This window comes from Bradyrhizobium sacchari, assembly GCF_002068095.1.
GTDB classification, from domain to species: Bacteria; Pseudomonadota; Alphaproteobacteria; order Rhizobiales; family Xanthobacteraceae; genus Bradyrhizobium; species Bradyrhizobium sacchari.
Genome location: NZ_LWIG01000001.1, coordinates 740,677 through 752,289, shown reverse-complemented (window position 1 = coordinate 752,289; position 11,613 = coordinate 740,677). Strand labels below are relative to the sequence as shown.

General features: G+C 64.9%; 9 protein-coding genes. 6 read left to right on the top strand and 3 right to left on the bottom strand.

Annotation, left to right across the window (positions count from 1 at the left end):
* Positions 1-2 precede the first annotated feature (2 nt).
* The 6 genes from lptB to A5906_RS03390 all read left to right on the top strand — a co-directional run bounded on the left by lptB (position 3) and on the right by A5906_RS03390 (position 9,364).
* A complete protein-coding gene (lptB, locus tag A5906_RS03415) occupies positions 3-920 on the top strand; it encodes an LPS export ABC transporter ATP-binding protein (RefSeq protein WP_430642345.1) in 918 nt (305 codons plus the stop codon).
* Between the two features lie 89 nt (positions 921-1,009).
* Positions 1,010-2,635, top strand: coding sequence for an RNA polymerase factor sigma-54 (rpoN, locus tag A5906_RS03410; RefSeq protein ID WP_080133814.1), 1,626 nt, complete (start codon positions 1,010-1,012; stop codon positions 2,633-2,635).
* A 168-nt stretch (positions 2,636-2,803) separates the two neighbouring features.
* Complete coding sequence (hpf, locus tag A5906_RS03405) at positions 2,804-3,415, top strand: ribosome hibernation-promoting factor, HPF/YfiA family (protein ID WP_080133813.1); 612 nt, start codon at positions 2,804-2,806, stop codon at positions 3,413-3,415.
* Between the two features lie 222 nt (positions 3,416-3,637).
* Complete coding sequence (gene ptsN / locus A5906_RS03400; RefSeq protein ID WP_027514736.1) at positions 3,638-4,099, top strand: PTS IIA-like nitrogen regulatory protein PtsN; 462 nt, start codon at positions 3,638-3,640, stop codon at positions 4,097-4,099.
* 149 nt (positions 4,100-4,248) lie between these two features.
* Complete coding sequence (locus A5906_RS03395) at positions 4,249-5,811, top strand: winged helix-turn-helix domain-containing protein (protein WP_161495357.1); 1,563 nt, start codon at positions 4,249-4,251, stop codon at positions 5,809-5,811.
* Between the two features lie 295 nt (positions 5,812-6,106).
* Positions 6,107-9,364, top strand: a complete 3,258-nt coding sequence (locus A5906_RS03390; protein ID WP_161495356.1) for an Ig-like domain repeat protein — start codon at positions 6,107-6,109, stop codon at positions 9,362-9,364.
* A 334-nt stretch (positions 9,365-9,698) separates the two neighbouring features.
* Here the strand turns inward: A5906_RS03390 and A5906_RS03385 are convergent, their stop codons facing one another.
* From A5906_RS03385 to A5906_RS03375, 3 genes are all read right to left on the bottom strand, one after another.
* Positions 9,699-9,971 carry a BQ00720 family protein gene (locus tag A5906_RS03385; protein WP_035704148.1) on the bottom strand — a complete coding sequence of 91 codons (273 nt, stop codon included), beginning with the start codon at positions 9,969-9,971 and terminating at the stop codon, positions 9,699-9,701.
* Positions 9,972-10,022: 51 nt separating this feature from the next.
* A complete protein-coding gene (locus tag A5906_RS03380; protein ID WP_008539959.1) occupies positions 10,023-10,448 on the bottom strand; it encodes an Hsp20 family protein in 426 nt (141 codons plus the stop codon).
* A 295-nt stretch (positions 10,449-10,743) separates the two neighbouring features.
* Positions 10,744-11,613: ATP-binding cassette domain-containing protein (locus tag A5906_RS03375; RefSeq protein ID WP_245326572.1), on the bottom strand; the 870-nt coding region annotated here is incomplete at its 5' end.

Below are 11,613 nucleotides of genomic sequence, written 5' to 3'. Positions count from 1 at the left end.
TGGTGGCGAGCCCGGTGCGGGATGCTCCGCCGATCGCCCGTGACCAGCCGATGCACGCGCCCGACCAGTTCCAGGGAGACTATCAGGTCGATTACCAGGCCGACTACCAGGCAGAGGCGCCGCGTGCGCAGGCGGTTCACCCGGTCAGGGCGGCCGCCAAGCCGAACGGCGCCAGCGGGCCGCAGCTGCTGAAGCGGCCGGGCTTCCTGGCTGTGCATAGCGTGGAAAAGAGTTTTGGCAGCCGCCAGGTGGTGCGCGGCGTCAGCATCTATGTGCGCCGCGGTGAGGCGGTCGGCCTGCTCGGCCCCAACGGCGCCGGCAAGACCACCGTGTTCTACATGATCACCGGCCTCATCAAGGCCGATCGCGGCGCGATCGAGCTCGACGGCCACGACGTCACGAAACTGCCGATGTATCAGCGTGCGCGGCTCGGCATCGGCTATCTGCCGCAGGAAGCCTCGATCTTCCGCGGCCTCACCGTCGAGCAGAACATCCGTGCCGTGCTCGAAGTGGTCGAGCCGTCGCGCAAGAAGCGCGAGCAGCAGCTCGATTCGCTGCTCGACGAATTCAACATCACGCGCCTCAGGAAATCACCGTCGATCGCGCTGTCGGGTGGTGAGCGTCGCCGCGTCGAGATCGCGCGCGCGCTGGCGACGCGTCCGAACTATATGCTGCTCGACGAGCCCTTCGCCGGCATCGATCCGATCGCGGTCGGCGACATCCAGGATCTCGTCCGTCATCTCACCAATCGCGGCATCGGCGTGCTCATCACCGACCACAATGTGCGCGAGACGCTCGGCCTCACGGATCGTGCCTACATCGTCTATGCCGGTGAAATCTTGACCGAGGGCAGCCCGGATGAGATCGTCGCGGACCCGGATGTCCGCCGCCTTTACCTTGGCGAGGAATTCCGCCTCTAGCCCGTTTTTGCGTTTCGTCAAGACGTGTACATCGGGCCCGGACTAGGATAAGCAAAAATCGGACCAATTTTGGGAACGGTTCTTGCTTCATGGCGCTTACGCAGAGATTAGAGTTCCGGCAATCGCAGTCGCTGGTCATGACGCCGCAGCTGATGCAGGCGATCAAGCTGCTGCAATTGTCCAATCTCGATCTCACGACCTTCGTGGAAGAGGAACTCGAGCGTAACCCGCTGCTGGAACGGGCCAGCGACGAGGCCCCCGCGGGCGAAGCCCCGGCCGAGGCTGGTCAGTTCAGCGATGGCGACGATTTCGGGGGCGGCAGCAGCAGCGACGAGCCGGGCGGCGGTCCGGGCGACGCCTTCGAGCCGGGCCAGGAAGAATGGATGAGCAAGGATCTCGGCACCCGCGCCGAGATCGAGCAGACCCTGGATACGGGCCTGGACAACGTCTTCTCCGAGGAGCCGGCCGAGGCCGCGGCGCGCAACGCCCAGGACGCCGCGCCGACCACCTATACGGAATGGGGCGGCGGCGCCTCCGGTGACGAAGACTACAATCTGGAAGCTTTTGTCGCGGCCGAGACAACGCTGTCGGACCATCTCGCCGAGCAGCTCTCGGTCGCCTTCACCGCGCCCGCGCAGCGCATGATCGGCCAGTACCTGATCGACCTCGTCGACGAGGCCGGCTATCTGCCGTCCGATCTCGGCCAGGCCGCGGAGCGGCTTGGCGCGTCGCAGCAGGAGGTCGAGGACGTCCTTGCCGTGCTGCAAAAATTCGACCCGCCCGGCGTCTGCGCCCGTAGCTTGAGTGAATGCCTGGCGATCCAGCTCCGCGAACTCGACCGCTACGATCCCGCGATGCAGGCCCTCGTCGAGCATCTCGATCTCCTCGCCAGGCGCGACATCGCGGCCCTGCGCAAGCTCTGCGGCGTCGACGACGAGGACATCGCCGACATGATCGGCGAGATCCGCCGTCTCAATCCCAAGCCGGGCATGAAGTTCGGCTCGGCCCGGCTCCAGACCATGGTGCCGGACGTCTATGTCCGCCCGGGTCCGGACGGCGGCTGGCATGTCGAGCTCAACAGCGACACCTTGCCGCGCGTGCTGGTCAACCAGACCTATTATTCCGAGCTGTCGAAGAAGATCGGCAAGGACGGCGACAAGTCCTACTTCACCGACGCGCTGCAGAACGCGACCTGGCTGGTGCGCGCGCTCGACCAGCGCGCCCGCACCATCCTGAAAGTTGCAACCGAGATCGTGCGCCAGCAGGACGGCTTCTTCACCCACGGCGTCGCGCACCTGCGGCCGCTGAATCTGAAGGCCGTTGCCGACGCCATCCAGATGCATGAATCCACGGTGTCGCGCGTCACCGCCAACAAGTACATGGCGACAAATCGCGGCACATTCGAATTGAAATATTTCTTCACGGCCTCGATCGCCTCGGCCGACGGCGGCGAGGCGCATTCCGCCGAAGCCGTCCGCCACCACATCAAGCAGCTGATCGATTCGGAAGCGCCGTCCGCGATCCTGTCGGACGACACCATCGTGGAACGGTTGCGCGCCTCGGGCATTGATATTGCCCGCCGCACGGTCGCGAAGTACCGCGAAGCCATGCGCATTCCCTCCTCGGTGCAACGCCGCCGCGACAAGCAGAGCGCTCTTGGTAACGTCCTCTCCGCCGCATCGTCCGATCGCTCCCGCAACACCGAGCCGGCCTGATTGCGCTGGCGCCAAATCGCGCTACTCTCAATCCCCCATCGAGACGATCCAAGCATGCGCATGATCCGGACAAGTGCACCGCGGGTTTCCGAGCGGACCATGCGCAGGGAGCATCCCCAGCTGCGATGACACGTCATCGCAGCTCGGCGTAACCAAGCGAGGCATCACATGACCCTTCGAATTTCGGGAAAGAGTGTCAGCGTCGGCGAGGCCCTGCGCGGCCGCGTTAGCGACCGGACCGAAGAGGTCCTGCGCAAATATTTCGACGGCAATTATTCCGGCCACATCACGCTCTCGAAGGATGGCTTCGGCTTCCGCACCGACTGCGCGCTGCATCTGGATTCCGGCATCACGCTGGAGGCCGATTCGAACGCGCCCGACGCCTATGCCAGCGCCGACCAGGCCCTCCTGATGATCGAGAAGCGCCTCAAGCGCTACAAGAGCCGGCTCAAGGATCGGTCGGCCCGCAAGGCCCATGTCGCCAATGCGGCTCTGGCCGCGCTCGATGCCACCAGCTACGTGCTCGAGGCTCCGGGCGAAGGCGAGGACGAGGACGAGATCACCGGCTACAGCCCCGTGATCATCGCCGAGGCAACCACCTCGCTGCGGCAGCTCTCAGTCAGCGAAGCCGTCATGGAACTCGACCTCAGCGGGGCACCCTGCCTGGTATTCCAGCATGGCTCCAGCGGCCGGGTGAACATCATTTACCGCCGCGCCGACGGCAATGTGGGCTGGGTCGACCCGCCCGGCGCCAAAGCCGACGGCAACGCGGGCGGTTAGGGCGGAAAATCGGGCCCCGTATCAACCACAGGCCTTAACAATGACCGGGGCAAAGCCGCACGCAGGAGTTGGCACCGGGATTGCGTTGGAGTAGAAGCGCCCCACATCAGGATCGGGGCTAAGTCCCCCTCCTGCTTCACCTTCTTGACGCCGGCCCGGCGTGGTTCTTTCCAAGCTGGCCAATTCGGAACCTGACGGTTTAATTCACCTCGGAAACCTTCCATGCCGATTACCGATCTGGTCGCACCCGAGGCGATTCTCCCGGCATTGAAGGTCAACAGCAAGAAGCAGGCCTTGCAGGAGCTTGCGGCCAAGGCCGCCGAGCTGACCGGGCAGAACGAGCGCTCGGTGTTCGAGGTGCTGCTGCAGCGTGAGAAGCTCGGCACCACCGCGGTCGGCTACGGCGTCGCCATTCCCCACGGCAAGCTGCCCAAGCTGGAAAAGATCTTCGGCCTGTTCGCGCGCCTCGATCGCCCGATCGATTTCGAGTCGATGGACGGCCAGCCGGTCGATCTCGTCTTCCTGCTGCTCGCCCCCGAAGGCGCCGGTGCCGACCACCTCAAGGCGCTCGCCCGCATCGCTCGCCTTTTGCGCGACCAGGACATCGCCAAGAAGCTCCGCGCCTCGCGCGATGCGCAGGCGATCTATTCGGTGCTCGCCCTGCCGCCGGCGACCGCGGCGTAAGCGCTCCTCTGCGATCCATCGATCGTCCGCGCGTCGAAAGACCGCGCGGTCAGCAGCTGTTCCACTCAGCGCTTGCGGCTGAGCCGTTCCAGACGGTATCTGTCTCGTCGCCGGCGGTTGATGGGTTGAGGGGGTTAGGAGTGAACAAAGTGCCAGATCTCCGCTTTGGAGATCTGATCCTAGACGAGACGTGCCTCTTCGCGCGCCGTAACGAGCAGACGATCAAGTTCACCAGAAACGAGCGCGCACTGCTGCTGGCCCTCACGCGCAATCCGCGTCGCCTCATGCGCCGTGGCCGACTGCTTGACGAGCTCGCCTCCGAATCGGACATTTCCGATCGCAACATCGACTTTCTGGTAAACCGGCTGCGGTCCAAGCTTGGCGATAGCGCAAGATCGCCAAAGTACATCGCCACGCAATATGGCGAAGGCTACGTCTGGATTGCTGCACCGTCTTCCGGAACGATCGCTTGCTTCCTCGCCATTGCGCCGACGTTCGGACCACAGGGCCATCGCTTCGGTCAGCAGGCGTCGTCCCTGGTCGGGCAGATCAGGGACATGATCGCCGGCGGCCTCGGCCGCGATGTCGTGGTTGTCGAGGACGGGTACGCCGCTGCATCCAGCGCGCGCTATGTCCTGCAAATGAGCTTTCTTGCCGGCAACGAGTCTCTTGATTGTGCCGCGACCTTGCGGGACATGCCATCAAGGCGCATCGTGAAAGCATTCCGGCTGCATTTCGACATGGCGGACGCCGGATCGTTGGCGACGGAGGTGAGACGGATTTCGGACGGCGTCGTCGATGCGCTGTCGCAGGCGCTCATTGAGGCCTCCACCGGCCTTGGCACGCCCGCGGATGAACCGCTTGAAACGCGCTTCCACAAGGCCGCAAGCCTTCTGTCAGCCTCGAATCGCGCGTGGTTGGCAAGCGGTGAGCAACTCGGCAAGGACCGCGCGCACGCCCCCCTCAATGCAGACATCGCCCTGCAATGGTGTTTGCATCTGTTCGCGCGCCTGGTCCACACTAGTCCATTCGGCGAGATCAGCCTGGAAGAACGCTATCGCATCGAGAGCGAGATCGACGCCACGGTGCTGGAGTGCCTGCCCGCCGTCGAGGCGAATCCGCTTCTGATGCTGGCGGCTGCCAAGCTGCTGTACTTCATCGACCGCGGTCACCTCGACCTCTCGGAGGACATTGCTGGTCGCGCATTCGCCCGGACGGCCGATTCTGGCGCAGCCCTTCCGGTGATGGGGCAACTGTGCCATGCGCGCGGCCGTTTCGACGAAGCAATCGGATTCTTCGATCGCGGCATCGAAACGTTCGAACCGGACTGCGACCTGCATCTTCATATGCGGGTGCTGAAGGCGATCTCCGTGCTTGCGTCCGGAGACCGCGCTGCGCTGGACACCAGCGTCGCCGATGCAGCGAGGGAAAATCCGCGCTGTCCGCGCGACATCGGCCTGACGATCGGCTGGATGGTCGCTGCCCCGGAGCAGGAATTGCCGGCGGCGTCGGCGGATGCACTGGCCGCGATCGGTCCCGCGGGCGCACGCAATGCGATCGAATATCTCTATTTCACCTCGGCACGTCACCTCATCTCGGAAGCGGCACGCGCCAATGTCATGCGCGGCCTGATCGCGCATGTGATGCGGCTGCACGGCAATGAGGCCGTGCCAGCCTTCGTTCTCAGGAGCATCGGTCCGATCGCGGCCTGAATTGTTGCCCGCGTGCCGCATTAGCGGGACGATCTGGCTCGCCCATGCCCGGCAGCAGCCTGCCCGGCGATCCCTCAAATATTGACCAAACAATTGCCTGCTAGCGACGGCCGACCGGCTCGATTTTGTCGGCCAACGTGCAAGGCGGGGTATGTTCGTTCGTTCAGTCCTGAAAAGTCGGCTCTCGAATTTTGAAAGGAGCCGGCCGGCGACCGGCGGTCCGCTCTCCTCGTGGCTGTTGCAGGTTGCCGCCCTTGTCCTGATGGTGCTCGCTGCCCCGGCTACGGCTTTTGCCGTGACCTCCCTCAGCCCGGCTTCGGGCGCCGTGTCGTCGGGAGCCGTGGGAGATGCGTATACCCCCACACAATTCTCCGGCGTTGGGGGGACTGGCGGGTGCTGCACCTATGCGGCATCGGGCGCTGTTCCGCCTGGACTGACGCTCAGTCCGTCCGGTCTGTTGTCGGGCACGCCCACGGCCGCCGGATCGTTTTCCTTCACCGTCACGGCGACCGACACGGACACCACCAGCGCCTCGAACAACTATACGCTCGTGGTCAACAAGGCCGCCACCACCGTCAGCGTGACCTCCTCGGCCAATCCTGGCCCGTACGGCTCGTTCACCTTCACCGCGGTCGTCTCGTCCACCCCGGGGGCGGGAACGCCGACCGGCAGCGTGACCTTCAGTATCTCCGGCGACGGCTCGGGGTCGGAATTGGCGACGTTGAGCGGGGGCATCGCCAGCTTCACGACCTGGCTGAACCCGGGCTCCTACACGATCTCGGCGACGTATAGCGGCGATGGCAATTTCAACAGCAGCCTCGGCTCGATGAACACGTCTCAGATCGTCACCCGGGCGAACAGCACGACCGCTGTGACCTCTTCGGCCAATCCGAGCGTGTTCGGCCAGCCCGTCACTTTCACCGCGATCGTCTCGGGGGGTATTTCGATCCTGACCGCAGACTTCTTCGACGGCGGCACGTCGATCAGCCCGGGTCCATTCCCGAACGGCGGTACACTGACAATTTCGCCGCTCGCTGTCGGCAATCACACGATCACGGCCTCCTTTGCTGGTGACAGCTTTTACTACGGCAGCACGGGACCGCTCACCGGCAATCCGCAAGTGGTCAACAAGGCCAATACGACGACCTCCGTGACGTCCTCGGTCAATCCGAGTGCGGTCGGCCAGTTCGTCACCTTCACCGCCGTCGTTGCGCCCGTCGCGCCCGGGGCCGGAACTCCGACCGGCACGGTAACCTTTCTCGACGGCGGCAGTCCGATCGGCACTGCAGCGCTGAGCGGAGGCTCCGTCAGCCTTACCACCGCAGCGCTTGCCGCAGGCAATCACACCATCACCGCCAGCTTTGGCGGCGACGGCAATTTCAACGGCAGCACGGGCGCGCTCACCGGCAATCCGCAGGTGGTCAACGCACCGTTGTCACCGCCTGTCATCGACGCGAGCTTTGCTCCGGCGGCCATTGCGGTCAATGGCACCACCAGGCTCACATTCACGATCACCAACCCCGGTGCTTCGACTGCACTGACCGGCGTTGCGTTCAGCAGCACGCTTCCGCCGGGCCTGGAAATCACAGCGGCTAACGCCCTCGCTACGACATGCGGCGGCGTCTTTACCGCAGCGGCCGGCAGCGGCCCCATCACTCTTTCCGCGGGAACGGTTGCGGGCGGCGGCTCCTGCACCGCCGCGCTGAACGTCACCGCCACCTCCGTCGGCGTCAAGACCACCACGAGCGGCCCCGTCAGTTCGACCAATGGCGGCACGGGCAACGCGGCGTCGGCCGTCCTCACCGTGAATACGACGACGACGACCACCGCCTTGACCTCGTCGCCAAACCCGAGCGGCTTGGGGCAATCGGTGACGTTCACCGCGACGGTCACGGCTCCGTCGGGCACGCCGACGGGAATGGTGACGTTCAAGGATGGCGGCACGACACTTGGGACAGGGGCACTCGCCGGCGGCGTAGCGACATTCTCCACGTCGGCGCTGGCGGCCGGACCGCATTCAATCATTGCGGTCTATCCTGGAGATGCCAACAACGCGGGCTCGACATCGGCGGCTCTGACGCAGGCGGTCAATCAGTCGGCGACCACCGCGGCCGTAACCTCATCGCAAAATCCGAGCCCGGCAGGCCAGCCGGTGACGTTTACCGCGACGGTGTCGAGCGGTGGCGGCACGCCGACCGGCACGGTGACGTTCAGCGACGGCGGTGCTGTGATCGGCACGGCGACGCTTGCCGCGGGCATCGCGACCTTCACGACCGCGTCGCTGACGCTCGGCAGCCACACCATCGCTGCAAGCTACGCCGGGAACGCGACCTTCACGGCCTCAACGTCCGCACCCATGATCCAGAGCGTCAGCACGCCGGCGGACAGCCTGAAACTGCGTGCCATGCAGACTCTGGCGGCGCCGATGGCGGCACAATTCTCGGGCCAAGCCATCTCCGGCGTGGTCGATAGCGCAATCGGTGAAGGCTTTGGCGACGGCGGGCCGCTCGTCACACCCAACAGCAGCGGCGTTCGCTTCAACTTTGCCGCGGATCCCGGCGCAGCAGCAACAGATGCAGTTCCGCGCGGCGCCGGCAACGATCCCGCGTCGAGCCGCGATCGCGCCTCGGGCATGCGACCGGGATCGCCGTCTGGCTCGCGCGTCGACGATGCCTTCGCGGCGCTCGATCATGCGGTCGCGGCCAAGGCGCCGCCCAAACGCATCGTCGAGCCGCGCGATTGGCTGGCCTGGGCGGAGGTGCGCGGTGCGACGCTGGATCGCTGGAGCGTCGCGCCGCTTGGCAGCGCCACCACGGTGCCGATGCTCTACGGCACCCAGGTAAATGCGCTCGCCGGCGTCACGCGCAAGCTGGCACCGAGCTTTCTAGCCGGCGTGCTCGGCGGTTACGAAACCTTCGCCTATCGCTCCGACGTTCTCACGGGGCGCCTGAAGGGCGACGGATGGACAGTCGGCTCCTATCTCGGCTGGCGCATCACCGACACCGTCCGTTTCGACGCGGCGATCGCCTATTCGGGCATCGGTTATAACGCAACTGCAGGCACGGCCGCCGGCTCGTTCACGGGCAGCCGTTGGCTGGCTTCCGGCGGGCTCACGGGCACTTATCGCTATCTGGGCCTCCTCATCGAACCGTCGGCGAAAATCTACGCGATGTGGGAGCACGAGAGCGCCTACACCGATACGCTCGGGACGTTGCAGGCCGCGCGCGATTTCACCAGCGGCCGGGCCAGCGGAGGCGTGAAGCTCGCTTACGCGGTCGCATGGCTGTCCCGTGCGACCGTCATTCCCTATGTCGGCTTGTACGGCGACTATTACTTCAATGGCGACACGGCTGCGGCCTCGGCGTTGGCCGCGGCCACAACACCACCGGCATTTCTGCTCGACGGCTGGTCCGCACGGGTCACCGCTGGCGTCGCCGCGCGCTACGACAGTGGCGCGCAGATTGCTGTCGGCGTCGAGCGCGGCGGCATCGGCGGCGACGTTGGGCTGTGGACCTATCGCGCGCGTGCCTCGATGCCGTTCACCGCGCAGTAGCGGCGCTTGCCGGCGCCGATTTCGCACTTTCGCCGACCGACAAATGGGCCATGGACACGGCGCGCGAAGGGCTCGGTTTTTGAAGTGATGCGAGAGTTGGGTACGCTGCAGCCTCGCGCGCCGTCATTGCGAGGAGCTCTTGCGACGAAGCAATCCAGACCGCCTCCGCGGAAAGATTCTGGATTGCTTCGCGGAGCCTGTCATCGGGCCGCGCTTTGCGCGGACCCGTTGGCTCGCAATGACGATGAGGAAGCATCGTCTTCCAAAATAAAAACGGGCATGCCTCCGTGCGAGGCATGCCCGTCTGAAACTCTATCCGTGCGACGCGCGCGCTTTAGTGCACGCTCACCGCTTGCAGCTCGTTGCTCCAGGCGTTGGCGATCGCGGCTTCGCGGCTGTCGGTCAGCATGATCGGCGTGCCGTCGGCGGCGTGGAGCGCGAAGAGCTTGAGGCCCGGCGCGATCTTGGGCGCTTCAGGGAACAGGTCCGGTACGTCCTCGGAACGGATCTGCTTCACATAGGCGATATGGCCTTCGCCGAGGGTTGCCAGCGTCTCCGGAGAGACGTTCTTGGCTTCGTATTCGAACGCAACGTGACCTTCACTCATGGTCTCGACTCCTTCACAGAAACTAAGCGGTCGAGTCCGCTACTCGTTCCATTATTCGTGCTCATTGATAGCGATTGTCTTAACGATCCTCTCCGGTTCAGGCCGGGCCAGGTCGATCGACAACAACCCGTTCTTCAGATCCGCACCCAGTACCAGCATCCCCTCCGCCAGCACGAAGGTGCGCTGGAAGTGGCGCGCGGCGATGCCGCGATGGATGTATTGCCGGGTCTTATCGTCCTGCTGACGCCCGCGGATCACGAGCTGGTTTTCCTCAATGGTTACATCGAGTTGGTCGCGGGTGAATCCGGCGACCGCCAGCGTGATGCGCAGCCGCTCGGGCTGGTTGTCAGCGCCGCTGCACCTCTCGATATTGTAGGGAGGGTAGCCGTCGGCGCCTTTGACGACGCGGTCGAGCACGCGCTCGATCTCGTCGAAGCCCAGCAGGAACGGACTGGATAACGTGGGAACACGAGACATAGTTTACAAAGTCCTCTCGAAGCGACTTTGGTGTTTCGGGGCCCGATCAAGGCACCCCTTGGTCAGCAATATGGGCATATCCCCGTTGTGGTTCAAGGACGTAGCGGGGGCTGTGGATGGGACGCTTCGGCCCCTTACCGGCTCTGCCATCGCACAAAATGCTTACAATTCGTCATGGCCGCGGGAAGTCCGGGCATCACGAATCTGCGGGCGAATTATCCCAATGAAAACAGAGCCCCTTCTACTGTGCATGGGGTTGTTTTCGCGGTTTTGATCGACGGCCCCTCGGAACCGCTCAGGCCTCGATCCGCTTCCGCCCGTCGCCGCTGAACAAATGCAGCTTCGCCCGCGCCGCCGCGACGCGAATCTTCTGGCCGATGGCGGGGGCGTCGGTTCCGGGGATGCGGACGATGACCTCGCCGGGCGGCAGCTCGCCGGGGGTGGCGGCGACGCGCTGGTCTTCCTGCTCGCGGGAGCCGTAGACGAAGGTTTCGGCGCCGACGCGCTCGATGGCCTCCACCGTCAGCGGCAACGCGACGCCGCCGGTAGGCGTCTGGTCGGTGATGACGAAATCCTCCGGGCGGATGCCGACGATGCCGGCTTCGCTTGAGGCGCCGCCGAGCTGCGACTTGATCTCCTCAGGACGCGTCGACATCAAATTCATCGGCGGCGCGCCGATGAAGGAGGCGACAAAGGTCGTCGCCGGCCTCTCGTAGATCGCCAGGGGATTGCCGACCTGCTCGACCTGGCCGCCGTTCATGACGACGAGGATGTCGGCGAGCGTCATCGCCTCGAGCTGGTCGTGGGTGACGTAGATCGACGTCGTGTTCAGCCGCCGCTGCAATTTGCGGATCTCGACGCGCATCGCGATGCGCAGCTTGGCGTCGAGATTGGAGAGCGGCTCGTCGAACAGAAACACCTTCGGCTGGCGCACGATGGCGCGGCCCATGGCGACGCGCTGGCGCTGGCCGCCGGAGAGCTGGCGCGGCTTGCGCTCCAGCATGGCCGAGAGCTCGAGCACGCGCGCGGCTTCCTCGACGCGGGTCTTGATCTCGGCCTCGGCCATGCCGCGGTTGCGCAGGCCGTAGGCCATGTTGTTGTAGACGCTCATATGCGGATAGAGCGCGTAGTTCTGGAACACCATCGCGATGTCGCGATCGGCGGG